General features: G+C 73.6%; 17 protein-coding genes. 8 read left to right on the forward strand and 9 right to left on the reverse strand.

Annotated elements, in window-relative coordinates:
• Positions 1-34 precede the first annotated feature (34 nt).
• Complete coding sequence (locus OG447_RS20345) at positions 35-2518, reverse strand: SpoIIE family protein phosphatase (RefSeq protein ID WP_266938248.1); 2484 nt, start codon at positions 2516-2518, stop codon at positions 35-37.
• Positions 2519-2664: 146 nt separating this feature from the next.
• Here OG447_RS20345 and OG447_RS20350 point away from each other — a divergent pair, with 146 nt between their 5' ends.
• Positions 2665-3096: a VOC family protein gene (locus OG447_RS20350; protein ID WP_266938249.1), complete on the forward strand. Its 432-nt coding sequence runs from the start codon at positions 2665-2667 to the stop codon at positions 3094-3096.
• A 108-nt stretch (positions 3097-3204) separates the two neighbouring features.
• On the opposite strand, the gene OG447_RS20355 is transcribed toward OG447_RS20350, so the two are convergent.
• Together OG447_RS20355 and OG447_RS20360 are read right to left on the reverse strand one after the other, a co-directional pair.
• Complete coding sequence (locus OG447_RS20355; RefSeq protein WP_266938250.1) at positions 3205-3639, reverse strand: CBS domain-containing protein; 435 nt, start codon at positions 3637-3639, stop codon at positions 3205-3207.
• A 145-nt stretch (positions 3640-3784) separates the two neighbouring features.
• A complete protein-coding gene (locus OG447_RS20360; protein WP_266938251.1) occupies positions 3785-4156 on the reverse strand; it encodes an HGxxPAAW family protein in 372 nt (123 codons plus the stop codon).
• Positions 4157-4232: 76 nt separating this feature from the next.
• Between OG447_RS20360 and OG447_RS20365 the strand changes: the two genes are divergently transcribed.
• From OG447_RS20365 to OG447_RS20395, 7 genes are all read left to right on the forward strand, one after another.
• Positions 4233-4700, forward strand: a complete 468-nt coding sequence (locus OG447_RS20365; RefSeq protein WP_266938252.1) for a MarR family winged helix-turn-helix transcriptional regulator — start codon at positions 4233-4235, stop codon at positions 4698-4700.
• 193 nt (positions 4701-4893) lie between these two features.
• Entirely contained in the window at positions 4894-5916 is a 1023-nt protein-coding gene (locus OG447_RS20370) for an SMP-30/gluconolactonase/LRE family protein (protein ID WP_266938253.1), read from the forward strand.
• A 94-nt stretch (positions 5917-6010) separates the two neighbouring features.
• Complete coding sequence (locus OG447_RS20375) at positions 6011-7456, forward strand: glyceraldehyde-3-phosphate dehydrogenase (protein ID WP_266938254.1); 1446 nt, start codon at positions 6011-6013, stop codon at positions 7454-7456.
• 231 nt (positions 7457-7687) lie between these two features.
• Complete coding sequence (locus tag OG447_RS20380; RefSeq protein WP_266938255.1) at positions 7688-9538, forward strand: VanW family protein; 1851 nt, start codon at positions 7688-7690, stop codon at positions 9536-9538.
• Positions 9539-9736: 198 nt separating this feature from the next.
• Positions 9737-12370 carry a SpoIIE family protein phosphatase gene (locus tag OG447_RS20385; RefSeq protein WP_323181798.1) on the forward strand — a complete coding sequence of 878 codons (2634 nt, stop codon included), beginning with the start codon at positions 9737-9739 and terminating at the stop codon, positions 12368-12370.
• 176 nt (positions 12371-12546) lie between these two features.
• Positions 12547-16461 (forward strand): Pls/PosA family non-ribosomal peptide synthetase, encoded by a 3915-nt coding sequence (locus tag OG447_RS20390; RefSeq protein ID WP_266938256.1) that lies wholly within the window; start codon positions 12547-12549, stop codon positions 16459-16461.
• A 58-nt stretch (positions 16462-16519) separates the two neighbouring features.
• The gene (locus OG447_RS20395; protein ID WP_266938257.1) at positions 16520-17911 is read left to right on the forward strand and encodes a M1 family metallopeptidase; all 1392 of its coding nucleotides are present in this window, start codon (positions 16520-16522) and stop codon (positions 17909-17911) included.
• 85 nt (positions 17912-17996) lie between these two features.
• On the opposite strand, the gene OG447_RS20400 is transcribed toward OG447_RS20395, so the two are convergent.
• The 6 genes from OG447_RS20400 to OG447_RS20425 form a co-directional block, all read right to left on the reverse strand.
• A complete protein-coding gene (locus OG447_RS20400; protein ID WP_266938258.1) occupies positions 17997-19247 on the reverse strand; it encodes a VWA-like domain-containing protein in 1251 nt (416 codons plus the stop codon).
• On the reverse strand, positions 19244-20494 hold the full coding sequence (locus tag OG447_RS20405; RefSeq protein ID WP_266938259.1) for a MoxR family ATPase: 1251 nt from the start codon (positions 20492-20494) through the stop codon (positions 19244-19246). Before OG447_RS20405 ends, OG447_RS20400 begins: the two co-directional genes overlap by 4 nt.
• A gap of 58 nt (positions 20495-20552) precedes the next feature.
• Entirely contained in the window at positions 20553-21977 is a 1425-nt protein-coding gene (locus OG447_RS20410) for a hypothetical protein (protein WP_266938260.1), read from the reverse strand.
• A 122-nt stretch (positions 21978-22099) separates the two neighbouring features.
• Complete coding sequence (locus tag OG447_RS20415; protein ID WP_266938261.1) at positions 22100-23104, reverse strand: pyridoxal-phosphate dependent enzyme; 1005 nt, start codon at positions 23102-23104, stop codon at positions 22100-22102.
• Positions 23067-24080, reverse strand: coding sequence for a GHMP kinase (locus OG447_RS20420; protein ID WP_266938262.1), 1014 nt, complete (start codon positions 24078-24080; stop codon positions 23067-23069). Before OG447_RS20420 ends, OG447_RS20415 begins: the two co-directional genes overlap by 38 nt.
• A complete protein-coding gene (locus OG447_RS20425) occupies positions 24077-24943 on the reverse strand; it encodes a DUF364 domain-containing protein (protein ID WP_266938263.1) in 867 nt (288 codons plus the stop codon). The genes OG447_RS20420 and OG447_RS20425 overlap by 4 nt, the downstream gene beginning before the upstream one ends.
• Positions 24944-24952: the final 9 nt, after the last annotated feature.

Raw genomic sequence — 24952 nt, forward strand, 5'->3', positions numbered from 1 at the left:
ACCGCGGACACCGCAACATGAAGTCGGGCAGGGCCTACGGGGTGGCGGGGAGGGCGGACGCGCCGTCGGGGAAGGGCTGTTCGGCCCAGATGGTCTTGCCGCGGGCGTGGTAGCGGGTGCCCCAGAGCTGGGCCAGCTGCGCGACCATGAACAGGCCGCGGCCGCCCTCGTCCGTCTCCAGGGCCCGCCGGACGTGCGGGGAGGTGCTGCTGCCGTCGGAGACCTCGCAGATCAGCTCGCGGTCGCGGATCAGCCGCAGCCGGATCGGCGGGCTGCCGTAGCGGACGGCGTTGGTGACGAGCTCGCTGACCACCAGTTCCGTGGTGAACTCCAGCTCCTCCAGGCCCCATTCGGCGAGCTTCCGCGTCGCGAGCACCCGGGCCCGGCCCACCACCTCGGGTTCGGACGCCAGCTCCCAGCTGGCGTGGTGGTCCGGATCCAGCCCGCGCACCCGCGCCATCAGGAGCGCGGCGTCGTCGTGCGGGCGGGTCGGCAGCAGACGTCCCATCACCTCGTCGCAGACGGCGTCGAGGCTCCCGTCGGGCCGCAGCCCGCCCAGCGCCGTGCGCAGCCGGTCGAGTCCCGTGTCGAGCGGCTGCCCCTGCGAGCGCACCAGTCCGTCGGTGTACAGCACGAGCAGTTCCCCGTCGGCCAGCTTCAGTTCGCCGCTCTCGAAGGGGAGCCCGCCCCGTCCGAGCGGGGATCCGCCGGGCAGGTCGAGGACCTCGACCCGACCGTCCCGCGCCGATACGCGTGCCGGTGCCGGGTGCCCCGCGCGGGCCAGCACGCAGACCCGCGAGACCGGGTCGAACACCGCGTACACGCAGGTCGTCCCTGCCGCACCGCCCGTGAGCCCGTGGCCGTGCTCGTCCTGGAACCGGCCCACCAGGTCGTTCAGCCGGCTCAGCAGCTCCTCGGGCGCCAGATCGAGGTCCGCGAGGGTCCGTACCGCCGTGCGCAGCCGGCCCATGGTCACCACCGAGTGCAGGCCGTGCCCCACCACGTCCCCCACCACCAGTGCCACCCGCGCGCCCGACAGCGGGATGACGTCGAACCAGGCACCCCCCAGCACGGTGTGTCCGCTGGCCGGCAGGTACCGCCCCACCGCCTCCACCGCGCCGAGTTCCGGCAGCCGCTGGGGGAGCAGACTGCGCTGGAGGGCCAGGGCCGTCGTCCGCTCCCGGGTGTAGCGGCTCGCGTTGTCGATGCACACGGCGGCGCGTCCCACGATCTCCTCGGCCAGCAGCACGTCGTCGGCCTCGAAGGGGTGCGCGCGCTCGGAGCGCACGAAGACCGCGGTGCCCAGCGCCGCACCCCGCGCGAACAGGGGGACCAGCAGCCAGGAGTGGACCCCGTACTCGCTTACCAGGGCGGCCCGGCCGGGGTCCGCCGTGGCGAACTCGGCAATCAGCTCCGCGCCCGTCATCAGCGCGGGCTCACCGCTCGCCAGCGCCAGCGCGAACGGTGATCCGGGCCCCGAGGCGAACCGGTCGACCTCGCCCATGGGGACCATCGCCTCGCTCCGCGCGCCCGGCGCGACCGAACTCGCGGCCCGGCGCTGCGGCACGGATCCGCGCACCGCGTCGTAGGCCGGGCCGTGCGAGGGCTCCTCACCGCCGAAGACGGGGTCCAGCAGGTTGACGTAGGCGTGGTCGGCGAAGCGCGGGACGGCCACGTCGACGAGCTCCTGCGCGGTGCTCAGGACGTTCAGCGTGGTGCCGATGCGCGTGCTCGCGTCGTTCACCAGGGCAAGCCGCTCCTTGGCCCGGTCCCGTTCCGTCGCGTCGACGACCGCGTGCGCCAGCCCGATCACCTCCCCGGACCGGCTGCGCAGGGGCAGGATCGACTCGGACCAGACGTGCTCGCGGTCCGGGTCGTCGGGGGTGCGGCCGCGGACCTCGGTGGCGATCAGGGCCTCCCCGGTCTCCAGGACGTGCCGCTGCCGCGCCTCGAAGGCCTCCAGGTCCAGCAGGCCGGGCGGTGCCACCTCGGCCATCGTGAGGCCCGTGCACTCCTGGCCCCCGAAGGCCCCGGTGCGGCGCTGCGCGTCGTTCTGCGCCAGGAAGCGCAGCTCGGTGTCGAAGACGTCGATGACGACCGGGGATTCGGTGAACAGCCCGCGCAGGAGGGCCTCGCCGAATTCGTGCCGGTGCGCGCCGGTGGAGTCCCTCGCCAGGACCAGCCACTGCTGGTCACCGCCGGTGGAGGCCATCGGACGGACCTGGAGCGTCACCTCGACGGGCTGTCCGCTGCTGTGCCGCAGGACCGCGCGTCCCAGATCGACCACCGCGCCGGGCTCGCACCGTCCCACGAGTGCGGTGGCGTCCGAGCGCGTGTACAGCAGATCGGCCCCCCGCCGTCCCCGGACCTCCTCCGCAGTGCGGCCGAGCAGGCTCTCCGCGCCGGGACTCAGGCCGATCAGCACACCGTGCACGTCCAGCAGGGCGTACGCCTCGGACGTCTCGTCGCCTGGTTCCCCGGAGAGGCCGGAGGCGTCGCGGAACAGGCCGTCGTGCATCACACCGCCCCACTTCCGGGTCCGAGGCCGTCAGGTCTACCTCGCGGGGCCGCTGCCCTGCTGTAATTGTCTCCTTGATCCTCTTCTGGTGCAGCCCGGTACGGCCCGGCGCGGCCAGAGCCCCGACGTTCGTGAGGAGTTCCTCCGTGAACTGGACGCTCGAAGTCATCCCCGTCCCCGTCAGCGACATGGACCGGGCGAAGGAGTTCTACGCCGCCAAGGCCGGGTTCAAGGTCGACCTCGACGACGAGGTCGCCCCCGGCGTGCGCATCATCCAGCTCACCCCAGCGGGCTCGCGGTGCTCGATCGCGATGCTCCAGGGGATGCCCGCGGCGCCCGGTACGAAGCCGATGGCGCCGGGCACCCTGCAGGGCCTCCAGCTGTGCGTCACGGACATCGAGGCGGCCCGGGCGGAACTGCTGGGCCGGGGCGTGGACGTCTCCCCGGTCCGGCACGTCGGGGAGAAGGGCTGGGAGGATGGCAAGGGGGGCACCTGGAACTCGTTCATGACCTTCGAGGACCCGGACGGGAACGGCTGGGTGGTCCAGGAGGCCCCGTCGGAGCTGTCCGAGCGCTGAACGGGCCGGGGCGGCCGGGCGGCTCCGTCCTCGTACCAGGACGGGCCTGCCGCGGCCGCCGCCGGTGCTGTGACCGCACCGGTGCTGTGACCGGAAAGGTTTGCCGGGTCAGTTGGCGGCGTAGACGCGGACCGCGAACTCCGCGATGTCCTCGTCGGAGAGGTTGATCGCCAGGTTGGCCTCGGTGATCATGCCGACGAGGCGGCGGCCGCCGGCCACGTCGATGACGGGAAGCCGCTTGATCTGGTGGACCTCCATGGTGTCCACCGCTTCCTGCGCGTTGGAGTCGGCGTCGATCCAGTGCAGGGTGCCGGCCAGTTCACCGGCGAGCATCCGAGCCGGGTCCTTGCCCTCGGCGCAGCACTTGATCACGATGTCGCGGTCCGTGATCAGGCCCTGGAGACGCTGGTCGCTGCCGCAGATCGGCAGACAGCCGACGTTCAGGTCGCGCATCATGCGCGACGCGTCCAGCAGGGACTGGTTCTCCCGGACGCACGTCACGCCCTCGGTCATGATGTCCCGGGCCCGCAGGTTCCTGTTCATCTCAGTCTCCTTGGCTCGCTCGTCCATGCCTCGCGCTGTCGAGTGCACCCCCGATTTCTCCCCTCTACGAGGACAGCACGGATGGGCGGGCACTGCGCGCTGAGCACCCCGAGGGCGATCCGCGGGCCGTTACCGCCCCGGCGGGTCAGGCCGTGGCCTCGGCCGTGGCGTCGGCCGGGGCGGGAGGGGTGGTGACGGCGGGATCGGTGCGCGCGGGGGAGGGGCGCCGGCTGGCCAGCCGGCAGCCGAGGCAGTCCGCGTGTCCCTGGCGTGCGGAGTGGTCCCGTACCCCCATGCCCCATTGGGCGGCGGGGCGCCCGCCGGGCGGCTTGCCCCAGCCCGCGAGGTGCAGGCGCCACGTGACCAGCAGGGCCGCCGCCGATATGGCGAGCCCCAGCCAGATCCCCGGGCTCCAGCCGATGACGCCCACGGCGGTGACCGAGGTGCCGACCGTGGCGACGGCCGTACCGGCCCATCCGGCGACGGTGTGGCCCTCGTCGTAGGGGTGTGCGCTCACGTGTCCTCCTCGTGCCCGCCGGACCTATGATGTCTTAGTAAGTAAGAAAGATATCTCATGAACTAAGGGAATTTCAATGGAGGTCAAGCCCGGCGCCACGGCCGCGGACGCCATCGGGGCGATGGACCACCTCATCGCGACGAGCATCGTCGGTCAGCAGGAGTTCGCCCGGAACCTCGGCCTGAACGTCACGGACCTCGTGTGCTTCGCGTACGTCCTGGAGGCCGGTGACTCGCCCGTCACCGCCGGTGACCTGGCCGGACGCGCACACGTGACGACCGGGGCGGTCACCGGCGTCCTCAACCGCCTGGAGCGCGGCGGCTTCGTGGTCCGCCGGCCGGACCCGGCCGACGGGCGCCGGGTACGGGTCGTGGCCGTCCCGGACGCCGTCGAGCGCGTGACGGCGATCTACGGGCCGTACTACGCGCGCCTCGCGGAGCTCTTCGCGCTGTACACGCCGGAGCAGACCGCCGTGCTCGCGGACTGGTTCACGCGCGCCGGCGCGCTGGCGCGCACCTACCTCGAGGAGTCCTGCGAGAGCTGATCCGGCGCCGAGGGCCGCTGCCGCCCCGGACTCACTCGTCCAGCGGGTCCGGCCTGCCGGGATACGGCCAACTCCCCGCGTTTTCCAGCCGCCCGGCGGCCCCGGACGGCTCCCGCCCTATCGTGGACCGCCTCGACGAGTGCCGGTCCGTCGACGGCGCGGCGTGCCGCCGACGGCCACGGAGGGGGAACCGATGAGGCTGACCGAGAAGTTCCACACCGCCTCGCGCGGGGCGCGCCGCGGCGTCGTCCGGGCGGCCGTCCTGGCCGTGGCGGCCGCCGCGGGGGTGCTCGTGCCCGGCGGCCCGGCCCACGCGGCGCCCGCGTGCGCCGCCACCGGACCGGCGGCGCCGCCGGTGCAGGTGGCGCACCTGCCCGACTGGGTCGAGTCGATCGCGGTCGACCGGCGGGGCCGGATGTTCGCCACCGCGTACTTCACGGGCCGGGTCTACCGGATCGACGCTCCCGGCAGCGCCCCCGTCGCCCTCACCGGGGACATCGGCGCCAACGGCGGGATCGTCGTCCGCCCCGACGGCCGGCTCCTCGTCGGCACCGGCAACGACCTCGTGCACTCGCTCACCGGCGACGTCCTCCCCGTGTCGAAGCTCCTGGCGGTGGATCCGGAATCCGGCGAGGTCACCACGTACGCCTCGGGGCTCGGCGGCATCGACGGGGTGGCGCTCGCACCCGACGGCACCGTCTACACCACCACCCTGGGCGGCCGGAGCATCGGCCGCGTCACGCCCGACGGGCGGGTGGATCCCGCCTGGGCGAAGGTGGCCCAGCCCAACGGGATCGCCGTGTCCCCGGACGGGTCCGAGGTCTACGTCGTGCAGACCACCGTCGCCCCCGGGCTGTACCGGATCCCTGTCGGCGACCCCGCGCACCCGCGGCGCTGGATCTCCGCCGGAGCGTCGGACGCCCTCGCCCTCCCCGACGGGCTCACCCTCGACGGCCGGGGGCGCCCGCTGATCGCCACCCACGCCTCGGGGCAGATCTGGCGGGCCGAGGGCGGGAGCCTGTGCGCCCTGGAGTCGGGGATGCGCCTGTCCACGCAGCTCACCTACGGGCAGGGCGACCGCGGTTTCTCGGCGGGCCGGCTCTACCGGGCGGGTGTCGACGGGCGGATCTACGAGGTGCCCGCCGGCGCCGAGCCCGTGGGGGAGCGTACGGAGAGCGCGCGGAGTGCGGGGAGCGCGGGGAACAAGGCTGGGTAAATCGCATCAAGCGTCGCGCTGGGGGGCACCGTTTGAATGATCAAAGTATCGGGGGGTTAGCATGTGAGCGCCGCCTAGCTCGAAAGATAAGCCTGTGACTGTCAATGACGACTCGTTCACCAACTGGAAGAACCGCGAGGAGATCGCGGAGTCGATGATCCCGATCATCGGGAAGCTGCACCGGGAGCGGGACGTCACGGTCGTCCTGCACAGCCGTTCCCTGGTGAACAAGTCGGTGGTGAGCATCCTCAAGACCCACCGATTCGCCCGCCAGATCGACGGTGAGGAGCTCTCGGTCACCGAGACCCTGCCGTTCCTGCAGGCCCTCACGACGCTCGACCTCGGTCCGTCCCAGATCGACATCGGGATGCTCGCCGCCACCTACAAGACGGACGACCGCGGTCTGTCGGTGGAGGCGTTCACCGCCGAGGCCGTCATCGGTGCCACGGGTGACAACAAGATCGAACGCCGCGAGTCGCGCGACGTCGTCCTCTACGGCTTCGGCCGCATCGGCCGCCTCGTCGCCCGCCTCCTCATCGAGAAGGCCGGCTCCGGCAACGGCCTGCGCCTGCGCGCCATCGTCGTCCGCGGGGGCGGTGACCAGGACCTGGTCAAGCGCGCCTCGCTGCTGCGCCGCGACTCCATCCACGGCCAGTTCCAGGGCACGATCACCGTGGACGAGGCGAAGAGCACGATCGTCGCCAACGGCAACGAGATCAAGGTGATCTACGCCAACGACCCGTCCGAGGTCGACTACACGGCGTACGGCATCAAGGACGCCATCCTCATCGACAACACCGGAAAGTGGCGCGACCGCGAGGGGCTCTCGAAGCACCTGCGCCCTGGTATCGACAAGGTCGTCCTGACCGCGCCCGGCAAGGGCGACGTCCCGAACATCGTGCACGGTGTCAACCACGACACGATCAAGCCGGACGAGCAGATCCTGTCCTGCGCCTCCTGCACCACCAACGCGATCGTCCCGCCGCTCAAGGCGATGGCGGACGAGTACGGGGTGCTGCGCGGCCACGTGGAGACCGTCCACTCGTTCACGAACGACCAGAACCTGCTGGACAACTACCACAGCTCGGACCGCCGTGGCCGTTCGGCGCCGCTGAACATGGTCATCACCGAGACCGGCGCGGCCTCCGCGGTCGCCAAGGCGCTGCCCGACCTCAAGGCGCCGATCACCGGCAGCTCGATCCGCGTTCCCGTCCCGGACGTCTCGATCGCCATCCTGAGCCTGCGCCTGGGCCGCGAGACCACCCGCGAGGAAGTCCTCGACTACCTCCGCGGCGTCTCGCTGCACTCGCCGCTGAAGCGCCAGATCGACTTCACCACCGCTCCCGACGCCGTCTCCATGGACTTCGTGGGCTCGCGCCACGCCTCCATCGTCGACGCGGGCGCCACCAAGGTCGACGGCGACAACGCGATCCTCTACCTCTGGTACGACAACGAGTTCGGCTACTCGTGCCAGGTCATCCGCGTCGTCCAGCACGTGTCCGGGGTGGAGTACCCGACCTACCCGGTCCCGGCGGTCTGACCTCGGCGGATCCCGTCCGCCCGGAATGCTGACCGGAGCGCCCGGCCTGAACTCCTGTTCAGGCCGGGCGCTCTTTTTTGATCACGGGACGCGGTTCCGGCTGCGTGAGAACCATTACATTCGCCCCCAAATAGTCCGTTTCAGGGAAATCATTACGGTTCCGGAATCGTCATCTAGGGGCCGCTGCCGCGGTCCGCGCCACCGCCCGACCGGTCGGCGCCAGGGAGAGACATGGGACGCGCGCGCAGCTGGACGGGTGACTGGCGGACCGCACTGCCGCTGGCGGGCGGCGCCGCCGTGCTCGGGCTGGGCAGCCTCTACGCCACCGGGCTCGTGACGGGCGGCGACATCGACCCGGGTACGCGGGTCCGGGGCGTGGACATCGGCGGGATGAGCCGGGCCCAGGCTCGGCAGACGCTGGACCGGGAGCTCGGACCCACCGCCGCGGCGCCCGTGGCGATGAAGATCGGCGACCGCGTCGAGAAGGCCGATCCCGCCGCGCTCGGGCTCTCCCTCGACACCCTCGCGACCGTCGAGCGCGCCGCACGCACCGGATACGGCCCCGGCACCGTCATCGGCGGGCTGTTCGCCGACGGCGAGCGCGAGGTCGAGCCCGTGACCCGCATGGACGAGCCGACTGCCCGCGCCGCGGTCGACCGCATCGGCGCGAGCACCCGCCAGCAGGTCCGCGACGGATCGATCGCCTTCGAGAAGGGCATGCCGAAGACCGTCACCCCGCTCCCGGGCGTCTCCCTGATCACCGGCCAGGCCCTGGACACCCTCCGCGGCGCCTACCTGCGGGCGGAGGCCGGCCCCGTCGTGATGCCGGTCGCGCGTACGCAGCCGCGCATCGGAGCCGAGGAGACCGGACGGGCCCTTCGACAGTTCGCGCAGCCCGCGATGTCGGGCCCCGTCACGCTCACCGTCGCCGGCCGGCGCATACCCGTAGGCCCCGCCGTGCTGGGCGGGCACCTGGAGATGAAGCCCGACGCCCAGGGCCGCCTCGTGCCGGCCCTGGACTCCAAGGGCCTGCTCGCCGACCCCGCCGTGGCCCGCCCGGTCGAGGCGGTCACCCGGGCCCCGCGCGACGCCGCGCTCGCCGTCGGCGCGGACGGCCACGTGGTGGTCGGGGACCAGGGCCGCACGGGACGGCAGGTCACGCAGGAGGCGCTCGGCCGGACCGTGCTGCCCCTGCTGACCCGTACGGGCGCGGCCCGCAGCGGCGAGGTCCCCACCGTGGAGGTCCAGCCCGACCTCACGAGCGCCGAGGCGCGGCGCCTGGGCATCAAGGAGAAGCTCTCCTCCTTCACGGTGGAATTCCCGGCCGCCCCGTACCGCACCACCAACATCGGCCGGGCCGTGGAGCTCATCAACGGCTCGGTGGTCCTCCCGGGCAAGGAGTGGAGCTTCAACCGGACCGTCGGCGAGCGCACCCCGGAGAACGGCTTCGTCGACGGGATCATGATCAACGACGGCCAGTACGTGAAATCGCCCGGCGGCGGCGTCTCGGCGGTCGCCACCACCATGTACAACGCCGCGTTCTTCGCGGGCGTCAAGACCGTCGAGCACGGCGCCCACTCGTTCTACATCGAGCGCTACCCCGAGGGCCGGGAAGCCACCGTCGCCTGGGGCCTCCTCGACCTGCGCTGGGTCAACGACACCGGCCACGCCCTCTACGTCCGGGCCGAATCCACCGACACCTCGCTGACCATCACCCTCCTCGGCACGAAGAAGTACGACGAGATACGCGCGACCCAGGGGCCGCGCACCCAGGTGACGCCGCCCGGCAAGCGGACGGGCAGCGGACCGAAGTGCGAGGTCCAGACCCCGCTCGAAGGCTTCGACGTGGCCGTCGGCCGTGTCTTCGTACAGGGCGGCAAGGAGGTCAAGCGCGAGGAGTTCACCACCCACTACACCCCGCGCGACGAGGTCACCTGCACCCCGGAGACCCCGGAGACCCCGCAGACCCCGCAGACCCCCGAGACCCCGGAGAAGGCTTCGCCCACGCAGGGCCCGCGGCCCGTCGGGACCCCGCAGCCCGCGGCCGCCGCGGCCGCCGGCACCGCTCGCAGCCCGCGCTAGCGCGCCCGGACCGGCCGCCCGCCGGCCACCAGGGTGTGATCGTACGGACGCGGCGTGCGCATATCCGCAGCCACGAGCGCCGGGAAGTGCTACAACTGGGTGCGTGACCCTTCCTCGCCACCCGTGCCGGGCACGTCGGTGCGGTCACCCCTAGGCAACAGGTTCAGGAGCGTCGCCGGCCAGGTATTCGTCCTCCAGGTGGCGATCGTGGTGTTGCTCGCCGCCGCCGCGCTGCTGGCACTGGTCCTCCAGTCACGCCACGACAGCGACCGGGAAGCGAAGAACCGGTCCGTCTCCGTCGCCCAGACCTTCGCCCACTCCCTGGGCCTCCAGGACGCCCTGAAGACCCCGGACCCGTCCGCCGTCCTGCAGCCGCTGGCCGAGGCCACGCGCGTGGACGCCGGGGTGGACTTCATCGTCGTGATGGACACCAAGGGCATCCGCTACACCCATCCCCAGCCGGACCGGATCGGCAAGCCGTTCGTCGGCACCATCGAACCCTCGCTCGCCGGGCACACCTACACGGAGAGCGTGAACGGCCCCCTCGGCAAGGAGATCCAGGCCGTGGTGCCGGTCATCGCGTCCGACGGCCGCGTCGTCGCGCTGGTGTCGGCGGGCCTGACGGTGGAAAACGTCTCCGGTGTCGTCGACCGCCAGCTCCCGGTCATCCTCCTGGCCATCGCGACCGGCCTGGCCCTGGCCACCGTGGGCACCGCGCTGATCAGCAGGCGGCTGCGGCGCCAGACCCACGGGCTCGGCACGCAGGAGATGACCCGCATGTACGAGCACCACGACGCGGTGCTCCATGCCGTCCGCGAAGGGGTGCTGATCACCGACAACGACCGGCGGCTCCTGCTGGCGAACGACGAGGCCAAACGGCTCCTCGGGCTGCCGGAAGACGCCGAGGGACGCCACATCGGGGACGTGCCGGGCATGGAGCGCCGGATGGCGGACCTACTGCTGTCCGGCCGGGTGGCCACCGACGAGGTCCTGGAGAGCGGGGACCGGCTGCTGGTGGTCAACCAGCGGCTCACCCTCCCCCGCGGCCGGCCTACGGGCGCCGTGGTCACCATCCGCGACTCCACCGAGATGCAGGTCCTGACCACCCGGGCGGAGACGGCCCGCAGGCGCCTCAAGCTGCTGTACGACGCGGGCGGCGACATCGGCACCACCCTCGACGTGGTCCGTACGGCCGAGGAGCTCGCCGCCGTCGCCGTACCCCGCTTCGCCGACTTCGTCACCGTGGACCTGGCCGACTCGGTGCTCGCCGGGGACGAGCCCGGCCCGAGCCCCGACATGCGGCGCACGGCGGTCAGCGGGATCCGCAACGACCACCCCCTCTACCCCTGCGGCCGGCTGATCGACTTCCTGCCGTCCACCCCGCAGGCCCGCGGCTACGGCAGCGGTGAGGCCGAGCTGGTGCCCGACCTCTCCGAGGCGCCCGGCTGGCACGCCCAGGACCCGCCGCGCGCCCGGGCCATCGTCGAGTACGGGATCCACTCCCTCATCGCGGCCCCGCTCACGGCCCGGGGCGTCGTCCTCGGGGTGGTCAACTTCTGGCGCTCGCGGAAGCCGGAGCCCTTCGACGAGGACGACATGTCGTTCGCCGAGGAACTCGTGGCCCGCGCGGCGGTCGCCATGGACAACGCCCGCCGCTACACCCGGGAACACGCCCTCGCCGAGACCCTCCAGCGCAGCCTGCTGCCGCGTGCCCTGCCCGAGCAGAGCGCTGTGGACGTGGCGCACTTCTACCTGCCCGCACAGTCCGGGGTGGGCGGCGACTGGTTCGACGTGATCCCGCTGCCGGGCAGCCGGGTCGCGCTGGTCGTCGGGGACGTGGTCGGGCACGGCCTGCACGCCGCGGCCACCATGGGCCGGCTGCGCACCGCGGTGCACAACTTCTCCACCCTCGACCTGCCGCCCGACGAGATCCTCGCCCGCCTCGACGACCTCGTCCACCGGATCGACCACGACGGGGAGGGCGACGACGTGAACGGCGGCGTACTCGGCGCGACCTGCCTCTACGCCATCTACGACCCGGTGTCCCAGCTCTGCACGATGGCGCGGGCGGGGCACCTGCCGCCCCTGGTGGTCGCGCCCGACGGCACGACGGAGATCGTGGAGCTGCCGGCCGGGCCCCCGCTGGGGCTGGGCGGCATGCCGTTCGAGACCGCCGAGCTGCACCTGCGGGAAGGCAGCCAGCTCGTCCTGTACACGGACGGGCTGGTCGAGGAGCGGACCCGGGACATCACCGAGGGACTGGAACTGCTCCGGGCGGCGCTGAGCCACCCCGACCGGGACCCGCAGGAGAGCTGCCGGGCCGTGCTCGACATCCTGCTGCCGGAGCGGCCGACCGACGACGTGGCCCTGCTCATCGCGCGTACCCGGACCCTCGGGCCCGACCGGGTCGTGCAGTGGGACGTGCCGTTCGAGCCCAGCGCGGTCGGCACGCTGCGCAGCCTCGCGGCGAAGACGCTCGACGACTGGGGCCTGCCGGAACTCGGCTTCGCCACGGAACTGATCCTCAGCGAGCTGATCACCAACGCCCTGCGGCACGGCAGCGCACCGGTGACCGTACGGCTGCTGCACGACCACACCCTGACCTGCGAGGTGTGGGACGGCAGCAGCACCGCGCCGCACCTGCGGTACGCCGCCACCACGGACGAGGGAGGCCGGGGCCTGTTCCTGGTGGCGCAGCTCAGCGAGCACTGGGGCACCCGGTACACGCCCGAGGGAAAGGTCATCTGGGCGGAGCAGGCCCTGCCCGGTCCCGAGGGGGGTGGGGAGCCCGCCCTGGCGGCCTTCCTGGACCTGGACGAGGACGATCTCTGACCCGGTCGGACCCCCGTGCGGGGAGGCGCATATCCAGGCCACACGCAAGGCTTCAAGAAGAAAATTCTTGATGTCGCACTAGACTGACAGGTTGTTCGGCGCCGGACCGGAACAACCTGGGCAGACCTGGGCTCCGCCGGCGACCCGGACGTTTCCGGAACGAGACGCGAGGGCCGATGGCAGCAACACCTGAGCACGGTGAAACCACCCTGCTCGACGACGCGGCGACGAACGACGAGTCCGGCAAGTCCGCCCGGTTCTCCGCCGGGCCCGCCGCACCCACGCGCACCCTCGTCGACATCTTCGAGGCCTCCGTACGGGAGTACCCCGACGAGCTCGCCCTGGACGACGGCGCCACCCGGCTGACCTACCGGGCGCTGGCCGCCGAGGTCGAGCACCGGCGGCGGGCCCTCGCGGCCGCCGGAGTGGGACTCGGCGACCGGGTCGGCGTACGCGTCCCGTCCGGGACCAACGAGCTGTACTCGGCCATCCTCGCCGTGCTCGCCGCGGGCGCGGCCTACGTCCCGGTCGACGCCGAGGACCCCGACGAGCGGGCCGAGCTGGTCTTCGGCGAGGCCGGGGTAGCGGCCGTACTGGGCGCCGGGGGACGCATCGACGTCACCGGGGCCACCGGCCCGGCCGAAGCCCGCGGCGCCGCCGCCCGGCCCGGCCCCGGGCACGACGCGTGGATCATCTTCACCTCCGGCTCCACCGGCAAGCCCAAGGGCGTCGCCGTCAGCCACCGCAGCGCCGCCGCCTTCGTCGACGCCGAAGCCGCGCTGTTCCTCGCCGAGGAGCCGATCGCACCCGGCGACCGGGTCATGGCCGGGCTGTCCGTCGCCTTCGACGCCTCCTGCGAGGAGATGTGGCTGGCCTGGCGCTACGGCGCCTGCCTCGTGCCCGTGCCCCGCTCCCAGGTCCGCAGCGGCGCCGACCTCGGCCCCTGGCTGGTGGAGCAGGAGATCACCGTGGTCTCCACCGTGCCGACCCTGGCCGCGCTCTGGGAGCCCGAGGACCTGGGCGAGGTCCGGCTGCTGATCTTCGGCGGCGAGGCCTGCCCGCCCGAGCTGACCCAGCGCCTGGTCACCGAGGGCCGCGAGGTCTGGAACACCTACGGCCCCACCGAGGCCACCGTCGTCGCCTGCGCCTCCCTCCTGACCGGTGAGGAGCCGATCCGGATCGGCCTCCCGCTGAACGGCTGGGAACTGGCCGTCGTCGACGAGTCCGGTGAGCCGGTGCCCATGGGCGGCAGCGGCCAGCTCGTCATCGGCGGCGTCGGCCTGGCCCGCTACCTCGACCCCGAGAAGGACGCCGAGAAGTACGCCCCGCTGGAATCCCTCGGCTGGCAGCGCGCCTACCGCAGCGGTGACCTCGTCCGCGCGGAACCGGAGGGACTGGTCTTCCTCGGCCGAGGCGACGAGCAGATCAAGCTCGGCGGCCGCCGGATCGAGCTCGGCGAGGTCGACGCCGCGCTCCAGGGCCTGCCCGGCGTCGCCGGCGCTGCCGCCGCCGTACGCACGGCGCGCAGCGGCAACCAGCTGCTCGTCGGCTACCTCGTCACCCAGGACGGCTGGGACCACGCGGCGGCCGTGACACGGCTGCGCGCCGAGCTGCCCGCTGCCCTCGTGCCGCTGCTCGCGCCGGTCGCGGAACTGCCGACCCGCACCTCCGGCAAGGTGGACCGCGACGCCCTGCCCTGGCCGCTGCCCGAACTGGAGACCAGCGGCCCCACCCAGCAGCTGTACGGAACCGAGGCCTGGCTCGCCGAGCAGTGGAGCGAGACCCTCGGCGTGGCCGTCGCCGGCGCCGCCGACGACTTCTTCGCCATCGGCGGCAGCAGCCTCGCCGCCGCCCAGCTCACCACCCGGCTGCGTACCCGCTACCCGAGCGCGGCCGTCCTCGACATCTACCAGCAGCCCACCCTGCGCAAGCTGGCCCGCCACCTGGAGAAATCCGTACAGGAGGACGGCGCGGCCCGGACCGTCGCCCCGGTGCCGCTCCGCTCCAAGATCGTCCAGTCGCTCCTGCTGATCCCGCTGTTCACCCTGGTCGGCCTGCGCTGGACCGTGGCGCTGCTGGCGCTGGGCAACGTACTGCACTGGTTCGGGCCCTACCCGTGGGCGCCGACCGCCTCCTGGTGGCTCGTCGCCGCCGGCGCGGCGCTCCTCTTCAGCCCGCCCGGTCGCCTCGCCGTCGCAGCGGGCGGCGCACGCCTGCTGCTGCGCGGGGTGAAGGCCGGACGCTACCCGCGCGGCGGCAGCGTGCACCTCAGGCTGTGGACCGCCGAGCGGCTGGCCGAGTACGTCGGCGCGACCTCGCTCACCGGCTCCTGGCTGGAGCGCTACGCCCGGGCACTCGGCGCCAAGATCGGCCCCGAGGTGGACCTGCACGCGCTGCCGCCCGTCACCGGCATGCTCAAACTCGGCCGCGGCTGCGCCGTGGAGTCCGAGGTGGACCTCTCCGGGCACTGGCTCGACGGGGACCGGCTGGAGATCGGCCAGGTCAAGGTCGGCGCCGGCGCGGTGGTCGGCACGCGCAGCATGCTCTTCCCCGGCGCCCGGGTCGGCAAGCGGGCCGAGGTGGCCCCCGGCTCCGCCGTGGTCGGGCAGATCCCCACCGGCCAGCGGTGGGCCGGGGCGCCCGCCGGAAAGGTCGGCAAGGCCAAGCGGAACTGGCCCAAGGAGCGCCCGCCGCGCGCCGTCCACTGGCGCGCCATGTACGGGGCGACCGGCTTCTGCCTCACCGCCCTGCCCGTGCTCGCCACCCTGCCCGCCCTGCTCGTGCTGAGCCGCTTCGTGCCCGCCGACGCCGGGATCGCCGAGGCCCTGCGCGGAGCGCTGCTCGCCGTGGTGCCCGCGGCACTCGCCTTCGGGTTCGCGTACGCGCTGCTGCTGCTGGTCGCCGTACGGCTGCTGAGCCTCGGACTGCGCACCGGGACCCATCCGACGCACAGCCGGATCGGCTGGCAGGCCTGGACCGTCACCCAGCTGATGGACCTGTCCCGGGAGACGCTCTTCCCGCTGTACGCCGCGCTGATCACACCGGTGTGGCTGCGGCTGCTCGGCATGAAGATCGGCCGGGGCGCGGAGGTGTCCACCGTCCTCGCGCTGCCGAGCCTCACCACCGTCGGCGAAGGCGCGTTCCTCGCCGACGACACCCTGACCGCCCCCTACGAACTCGGCGGCGGCTGGATGCGCATCGGCCACTCCGAGATCGGCCGCCGGGCCTTCCTCGGCAACTCCGGCATGACCGCGCCGGGCCGCAGCGTGCCGGACGACGGGCTGGTCGGCGTGCTGTCCGCGACCCCGAAGAAGGCCAAGAAGGGCAGCTCCTACCTGGGCCTGCCGCCGGTCCGGCTGCCGCGCTCGGCCGCCGGCTCCGACCAGAGCCGGACGTACGAGCCGCCCGCGCGCCTGCTGTGGGCGCGCGGCCTGGTGGAGCTGTGCCGGATCGTCCCGGTGTTCTGCTCGGCCGCCCTGGCCGTGCTGACCGTGGCGGCGCTCTGCGCCCTGGCCGCGACGGACGGCCTGGGCATCGCGGGAGCCGCGCTGCTGTCCGGAGCGACCCTCCTCACGGCCGGTCTGGCCGCCTGCGCGGTCTCCGTGACCGCGAAGTGGCTGCTGGTGGGCCGGCACCGGGCGGGGGAGCACCCCCTGTGGAGCGGCTTCGTGTGGCGCAACGAGCTGGCCGACACCTTCGTCGAGGTACTGGCGGTGCCGTGGCTGGCCGGATCCGTACCCGGTACGCCGCTGCTGTCCCTGTGGCTGCGCGCGCTCGGCGCCCGGATCGGCCGGGGCGTGTGGTGCGAGAGCTACTGGCTGCCGGAGACGGACCTGGTGGTGCTGGGCGACGCGGTCAGCGTGAACCGGGGCTGCGTACTGCAGACACACCTCTTCCACGATCGGATCTTGAGAACGGATACTGTGGTCCTCCGCGAGGGCGCCACCCTGGGCCCGGGCGGAATCGTCCTGCCAGGGAGTACCGTCGGAGCCCGCAGCACCCTGGGTCCCGCCTCCCTCGTGATGGCCGGGGAGTCCGTCCCCGCCGACACCCGCTGGCTGGGCAATCCGATCGAGGCATGGCGGTCCTGACCGGACCGTCCACGCCCCAGCACGTCGAACGAGCACAGCGCAGGGAGCGGAAGCGGCAGTGAGCGGCCAGAAGACAACGGCATCGGACCCGTACTTTCCGGCCAACGGCGACCCCCGTTACCGAGTGCACCGGTACGAACTCGCTCTGGAGTACCGTCCCGGCCCCAACCGGCTGGCCGGGACGGCCCGGCTCAGCGCGATCGCCGGGCGGGCGCCGCTCACCGAGTTCCACCTGAACCTCGCCGAGTTCAGAGTGGGCCGGGTCCTGGTGAACGGCCGGACCCCGCACTACGCCCACCGCGGCGGCAAGCTCCGCATCCGGCCGCCCAAGCCGCTGCCCGCGGGCGCCGCCTTCACCGTGGAGGTGCACTGGGCGGGCAACCCCAAGCCGGTGCGCAGCCCCTGGGGCGGCATCGGCTGGGAGGAGATGGCCGACGGCGCGCTGGTGGCCAGCCAGCCGGTCGGCGCGCCCTCCTGGTACCCCTGCAACGACCGGCCCGCCGACAAGGCCTCGTACCACATCTCGGTCAACACGCCTTCGCCCTACACGGTCGTGGCCGGCGGCCGGCTGCTCACCCGCACCACCAAGGCCAGCACCACCACCTGGGTGTACGAGCAGTCCGCGCCGACCTCCAGCTACCTGGTCGGCCTGGCCATCGGCACGTACCAGACGGTGCTGCTCGGTGATCCCGGGCTCGGCGGTGTGCCGCAGAGCGCCCACGTGCCGGCGCACCTGCTGGCGCGGTTCTCCCGCGACTTCGCCCGGCAGCCCGCCATGATGCGGCTGTTCGAGGAGCTGTTCGGGCCCTATCCCTTCGGCGAGTACGCGGTGGTCGTCGCCGACGAGGAACTGGACGTCCCGGTGGAGGCCCAGGGCCTCTCGCTGTTCGGCGCGAACCATCTGGACGGCGTACGCGGTTCGGAACGCCTCATCGCCCATGAGCTCGCACACCAGTGGTTCGGCAACAGCGTGACCATCGCCGACTGGCGGCACATCTGGCTGAACGAGGGCTTCGCGAAGTACACCGAGTGGCTCTGGTCGGAGCGCTCCGGCGGCCGCAGCGCGCACGAACTGGCGGCCGTCGCACACCGGCTGCTGTCCTTGCAGCCGCAGGACCTGCGGCTGGCCGACCCGGGGCGCAAGCTGATGTTCGACGACCGCCTCTACCAGCGCGGGGGCCTCGTCGTGCACGCGGTGCGCTGCGCGCTGGGCGACGACGCGTTCTTCCGCATGCTGCGCGACTGGGTCACCGTGCACCGGCACGGCGTGGTGACCACGGCCGGCTTCACCGCCCATGCGGCCCGCTACGCGGCGGAGCCGCTGGACGAGCTGTTCACCGCCTGGCTGTACGAGCCCTCCCTGCCGCCGATGCCCGCCCCCGCCCCGGTACGGCCGTCGATACCCGCCCGGCCCGGATACCCGCCCAGCAACGGCGGGACCCGCAGGTAGGACCCGGTGGAACCGCGCGCCGCGGGGCCACGTCTCCAGGGCATGTGACCCGCCCGGGCGGCCCAGCCCCGCCGGACGACGTGCCTCAGCCGATGTCGACCACGCGGGCCCACTCCGGCGGCCGGTCGGGGACGTACTCGGGGTCGTCCTCGGCCGCCGACCGGGACCGGGGGAACAGGCCCACCACCGTGCGGCACGGCGGGCGGGCATCCGGCCAGGGCGTCTGGCCGTCCGTCAGGACCACGACGACGTCCGGCCGGGGCTGCGCCCGCAGCGCCCTGGCGAAGCCGGTGCGCAGATCCGTACCCCCGCCGCCGACCAGCTCGATGCCCTCGGCGCGGCACAGCGGGTGGACGGCCTGGGCCGACGCGTCGCACGACAGTACGGTGACCAGGTCGCGCCGGCCGCCGACCGCGCGGGAGATCGCGGCCACCTCGTGCAGGGCGCTGCCCAGTTCGGCGTCGCTGACCGAACCGGAGGTGTCGATGACCACGCAGACCCGGGGCGGCCTGCGCCGCAGGCTCGGCAGGATCGCGCCGGGCACACCGGCCGAACGCCGCGAGGGCCGGCCGTAGGTGTAGTCGTCGCCCGCGCCCGAGCCGGAGGTCGCCGAGCGCAGCGCCGCTCCCAGCAGCTCCCGCCACGGCTGCGGCGGATGGAAGGCCTCCTCCGCCCACCGCCGCCACCCCTTCGAGGCCGTTCCGGGGCGGCCGGTGATGCCCTGCGCCACCCGGAACCGGACCGCGTCCCGCTCCTGTTCGCTGAGGCCGTGCGCGCCGTCCGGACCCAGGTCCCACTCCCGTTCCAGTCCGTCGGCGCCACTGCCGCAGTCCAGCCAGGCGATGTCCTCCGTACGGGGTCCGAGGCGGAACTGGCGCAGGTAGTCCTCCATCAGTTCGCCGGGCGGCAGGTCCAGCAGCCGCGGCTCGACGGCGCCTTCGGGCCGGGTGAGCCCGTCGCCGAAGATGTCGTCGTTGATCTCGCAGTCCGCGGCGATGTTCATCCGCAGCCGGTCGCCCCGGCCGGTCAGCCCCTGCTGCCGCGCGACCCGGTCACCGCGCCCGTGGTGGTCGCGGAGCAGGTGCGACACCTCGTGCACCCACACCCCGGCCAGTTCCTCCACCGGGGTCCGGTCCACGAAGGCCGGCGAGACGTAGCACCGCCAGTGCCGGTCGACGGCCATCGTCGGCACCCTCCTCGACTCCACGGTGTGCAGGGCGAACAGCGCGGTCGCCAGATAGGGCCGGGCCCGTACGGCGTGCAGCCGGGCGGCGTAGAGCTTGTCGAGGTCCAGCGTCCCCGGAGCGCTGCCGGTGCTCCGCGCGCCGCCGGTCACCGGCCCGCCCGCACGGCCACGGCGGCGGCCCGTGCCTCGGTCCGGGCCGCCACCTGGTCCGCCCGCCGGGACAGGGACACCGCACCGGCGAGCCGTTCGATCGAGGCCGGGACGTCCCACTCCTCCTGGCGCAGCGAAGCCAGCGTCGTCGCGGGGACGACCACCAGGTCCGGGGCCCCCGTCTCCAGTGCCCGGACCAGGAGCGCCCATGCCGCGTCCCAGCGGGACTTCTCCGGGCGCTTGCGGACCGCCGCCACCACACCGTCGAGCACGGCCTGCCGCAGGTCCCCGCGCTCGGGCAGCGCGGCCCCGGCCGGATCGGCGAGGAGCGCTTCCGGGTCCGGCAGGTCCATCCGGTCCAGGCTCGCCAGCAGTTCCAGCCCCGGGCCGTCCCCTACGGTGCCCCTGACCAGCAGGGACAGTACGTCCCGGGCGGAGCCCGCGGCGGTGGCGAAGGCGATCAGACGCAGGGTCATCTCCCAGCTGCGGGGCGACGGCCAGGGGCCGCCGCGGCGGGCCTCCCCGCTGGGCAGCCGGTGCACGAGTGCGGGCCGGGCGGCGAGGAGCCCGCACACCGCGCGACGGGCGAAGTCCACGGCCGGCGCCAGCTTCCCGGGGTCGAGCCGGGGCAGGGTCGCCCGGGGCCAGGTCCCGCCGAGGCCGCGTACGACCACCTCCTGGTCGTGGATCCACTGGAGGTGGACGAACCGGTTGGCCAGGGGCGGGCTCAGCTCCCAGCCGTCCGCCGCCGAGGACCGCGGGTTGGCGGCGGCCACGATGCGGACCCCGGGCGGCAGGTGCAGGGACCCGATCCGGCGTTCCAGTACGAGGCGCAACAGGGCCGCCTGCACCGCCGGCGGTGCGGTGGACAGCTCGTCGAGGAAGAGCAGCCCCCGGCCGGCCCGGACGAGGCGCACCGCCCAGTCCGGCGGGGCCATCGGGACGCCCTGTTCCGCGGGGTCGTCCCCGACGACGGGCAGCCCCGAGAAGTCGGACGGCTCGTGCACGCTGGCGATGACGGTGGTCAGCGGCAGGTCGAGGGACTCCGCGAGCTGGGTCAGGGAGGCGGTCTTCCCGATGCCCGGCTCACCCCACAGGAGGACGGGCAGGTCGGCGGCCACGGCGAGCGTCAGGGCCTCCAGCTGGGTGTCGGGGCGCGGTTCGGTGGTGGTGTCGCGCAGCAGGTCCAGCAGTGCGTCGGCGACGTCGAGCTGCGAGGCGGTGGCGAGCGGGGTGCGTATGGGCATGAGTGATCACCTAGGGGGTTCGTGGTGAGTGGAGGGGGTGCGGGGACGGAGCCCCGGATCAGCGCATGGCGTGGCGCGGGCGCCGGAGGTCGTCGCGGGAGCGGCGCGCACCCGGGTGGATGCGGCCCGGTCCCGGTCCGGCCAGACCCGCCCGGAACAGTCCGTAGGTCAGCTGCCGCTGCGCGGCCGCTTCCAGCTCGTCCCGCAGCACGCCGTCGCGCAGTACGGCGTCCCGGCCCAGCAGGCCCTCGACGACGGCCAGCGCACCGGCGATGTCGCCGTGGTCGAGGCGTTCGCGTACGCCGGTGAGGCAGTCGGGACGACGGTGCGCCACGTCGATCGCCTGGAGGCAGGGCAGCGGAGTACCGGTCAGGGCTATCAGCAGTTCCTCGCGGCGCAGTTCGTCGGGGTCGTGGTCCAGCGGGGCGAGCACCCCGTCGACCAGGGCGATCCGGTGCCGGGCCCCACGGCACTCGACGAGGTGTGGCTGCCCCGCCGCCGCGTCCGGGCCGCGGGACGGCCCGCCCGGAGCGTGGTCCGGGACCAGCGCCGAGGCCACCAGCGGGTGCAGCCGGTCCGCCCCGAGCACACCGGCCCGCAGCAGCTCCAGGTCGGGCAGCACCCAGGTCGCGGCGTCGGGCAGGACCGGCAGCGCCGGGTCGAGGGCGTCCGCGGAGCGCGCCGTGATCCGCACGGCGGGCGGCCCGCCGGTCCGGTTCCCGTCCGGGGACGGCTCCAGCAGCAGCCTGTTCCGGGAGCCCAGGCGCACCGCGACCGGGCCTGTGGTCCTCCCCTCGGCCCGGAGGAGCAACTGCGCCTCGGCCGCCCAGCGGTCGACGGCGCACGGCAGCCGCCCCGGCGGCGCGGTCCCCGGTACGTGCGGATCCGGTACGCCCGGATCCGGCGCGGGCGGCCGGTCGGCGGGCGGCCGGTCGGCCCCGGACCGCAACCGCAGCTCGTCGGCCTTGCGCGCGTCCCACAGGTGGCGGTGCAGGTCGAGGCGGAAGCGCCGGTCGGGACGGGGGTGCGGATGGCGGCGGGCCGCGGGATCGGAACGGGACCCGTCCCAGAGGGCGAGGCTGATCCGCTGACCGGCATCCGCCCAGGCCGGCGCGGTCCGGGCCACGAGGTGCACCGGATTCACACCGTCACGGCCCGCTCCTTCGTACCGGGCCAGGGCGATCGTCAGCCCCGGGCGCAGCAGCCCGTCCGGAGCGACCCTCGGCATGTGCCAGCGCAGCAGGTCGGGAGCGAGATGCCGCAGATCGGCCCGGACGCGGACCGAGAGTTCGTGCCCGTGGGTGCGCGCCACGGTCCGAGGACTGGATTCGACGTCGAAGCCTGCGGCGGCACACGCCGCGCCCCAGTCCCCGGCATGCCGGCGGACCGTGGCGGTCTCGATCATGGACGGCGGCACGGCGAACTCGCGCACGCGCAGCCAGAGGGAAAGGCGGGAAGTCCCCATCGCGTTCTGAGTGAGCATCAGCACTCACCTTGCGCGGACGGGACCCCCGATCTGTGAGTGGGGTGAGTCATCATCGTCGCGGAGCCTAACCGGACCCCGCGCAACTCTGCCAGGGGTTTTCCCGCGGGCGGAGGAAAGCCCTACAGGCCGCCCGGTGCCGGTGAGCGGTTCCAGCGCATCCGGGACCAGGGAAGGGCCAGTTCGGACTGGCTCGACACCGTCCGCGGGGCGAGGTCCGCCACGCGGGCGGCCTCGCGGTGGCGGGCGTAGACCGTGTCCACGTAGCGGTGGCCGGTGTCCGCGGCGATGAACAGGACGGTCCGCCCGGGCGCGCGGTCGCGTTCCCAGCGGGCGGCGAGGTAGCCCGCTCCGGTGGAGAGCCCGGCGAAGACGGCGTGCCGGCGCAGCAGGTCCACGCTGCCGGCGAGGGCGGCGTCGAAGGAGATCCAGTGCAGCGTGTCGTACAGCTCGTGCGCGACGTTCCCGAACGGGATCGAGCTGCCGATCCCCGCGATGATGATCTCCGGGTCGGCGACGTGCTCGGCGCCGAAGGTGACGCTGCCGTACGGCTGCACGCCGACGAGTTCCAGCCCGGGCGAGTCCTGCCGGAGGTAGCGGGCGAGGGCTCCCGTCGAGGCACCGGAGCCGACACCGCCGACGAGGGTGAGTGCCTCCGCCCCGGTGGCCTGCCGGACGCGGTCGGCGACGGCCCGGTAGCCGAGGTAGTGGACGTCGTCGTGGTACTGACGCATCCAGTGGTACTCGGGGTGCTCGGCGAGGATCTCGTGGATCCGCTCGACCCGGCGCTTCTGGTCGAGCTTCAGGTCGCTGCACGGCTCCATCTGCTCCAGCGTCGCCCCGAGCACGGCGAGTTGGGTGCGCAGGGTGTGGTCGACGGTCGTCGAGCCGACGATGTGGCAGCGCATGCCGTAGCGGTGGCAGGCCAGGGCGAGGGCGTAGGCGTAGATGCCGCTGGAGCTGTCCAGCAGGGTGTCCCCGCGGCGGACGGCGCCGGTGTCGAGCAGGTGGCGGACCGCCGCGAGGGCGGAGACCACTTTCATGGTCTCGAAGCGGAGGCAGATGAGCCGGTCTTCGAGGCGTATCAGGTCAGGCCGGCCGACCGACTCCGCGATGTGCTGGTCCATTTCGGAGCTCCTTGCTCGTGGGGAAGGTGGTGAAGATCCGGGTGGCGGGGATGCCGCTGTTGTCCAGGGCGCGTACGCAGGTGCGTACGCGGTGCTTCGTACCGGGCGCGGCCGGGTCGAAGATCAGGCCGGCGACCGAGCCGCTGTGGGCGATCTGTACGCCGGTCGCCCCCACCCGCCGGGAGATGTCGGTGAGCGTGTCGAACTCCGGGTGGCGCAGCAGCTGTTGGCCGCGCCAGGCACTGGCGGTGGCCACCTCCCCGAGCAGCGCCGCGTCACCGGTGGCCACCGCCCGGCGCAGCAGCGCGCGCAGCCGCTCGTAGGCGCGCACGTCGTTGTCGTCGTGGACCCGTACGGGCAGGGAGAGGGTGTCCACGGGCGCGCCCCCGCCGAGGGCGCAGCCCACGACGACCAGGGGCGGCAGGGCCGGGCCGAGGACGTCCAGGACCCGTCCCTCGCGCTGGGCGAACAGCACCGGGCGGTCGTCGAGCATCAGGGGATCGCAGGCCAGCTCCGCCCGCACCGCCAGCCGGGCGATCGTGTCCGGCTCCAGGAGCAGGGCGTAGGAGCCCGCGACCGCGCGGATGGCGGCGATGACATCGCTGGTCGAGCTGCCCATGCCGAGGCCCACGGGGACGTCCCCCGTCAGCCGGAGCTCCCCGCCGCAGGGCGGCTCCCCGCGCCGCCGCGCGCACTCCTCGACGGCGAGGACCGCCGCCCTACGGGCCTTCGTCCGGCCGGCGGGCACGACGCCGAGCTGCTCCGCACCGGCGTCCGGAGCGCGTACGAACTCGGCGCGGCTGCCCAGCCCGTCCAGGGGCAGGGTGACCAGGCCGGCGCACCTGCGTCCGGCGGCGTCGAGGAAGACGCCCTGGAGGATCTCGCCGTGGTGGCAGGGGGCGTACCCGGTGCCGGTCCCGTGGGCGAGGGAGCCGGCACCGGCACCGGGTACGGTCCGGCGGGCGGCGGGGATCACGCGCCGCCCACCGTCCGGTAGCGGTACAGCGTGGTCGGGTCGGCGCTGAACTGGGAGAAGGGGAACGGCTCGGCGGAGAGCGCGGTCACGCCCGCCCCCAGGAAGGCGCGGGCCACGGCGCTGCCGCTCTGTGCGTAGACGACCAGGGGGACGCCCCGGGTGCGGCAGCGCTCGACGATGGTGTCGAACGAGCCGTTGCTGAGGGTCATTCCGGTGGCGACGACGGCCTCCGCCCGGTCCAGGACCTCGTGCATGTCGGTCGTGACCGGGTCTCCCCACTGGGTGGTCTTGAGGTTGAAGTCGCAGGGCAGCGGTATGCCGCCGCGCTCGCGGATCGCGGCGACCAGCGGGTTGACCACGCCGATGAGCCCGACCCGCGCGCCCTCCTCGATGTCCAGCAGCCCGGCGATGGCCGCGTCGCGGGCCTTCGCGCGGACCTCCGGTGTCCCGGCGGGCAGGACGACCGGCTCGGCGTGCCCCGCCGCGGCGGCGGCGCGGTGCGGGTGCGCCTCGGAGAGGTAGGCGTCGAGCGCCGCCATCCGCAGCGGGCGGGGAGCCTCGCGCAGCAGGACGTCGAGCGGGGTGCCGGAGGAGTCCCGGCAGACGGCCGGGTCGATCTCGCCGGCTTCGAAGGCGCAGCCGCCGAAGGAGCCGCCGAGGCGGACGAGTACGTACTGGTTGAGGTAGGTGGTGTCGCCGCCGGCCAGCCGGGTGCCGTGATGGATCCAGAACACGCTGGTCGCGACGAGGGTGGAGGGCAGCGGGCCGCGCTCGCCGGCCAGTACGGAGGCCGTCAGGGCCTCCACGGTCCGTACGTCGCCTACGTTCCCGGCGGCGGCGGCAGTGGTGGTGGGTGTGGTCATCGCAGGATT

Source organism: Streptomyces sp. NBC_01408, assembly GCF_026340255.1.
In the GTDB taxonomy this organism is placed as follows: domain Bacteria; phylum Actinomycetota; class Actinomycetes; order Streptomycetales; family Streptomycetaceae; genus Streptomyces.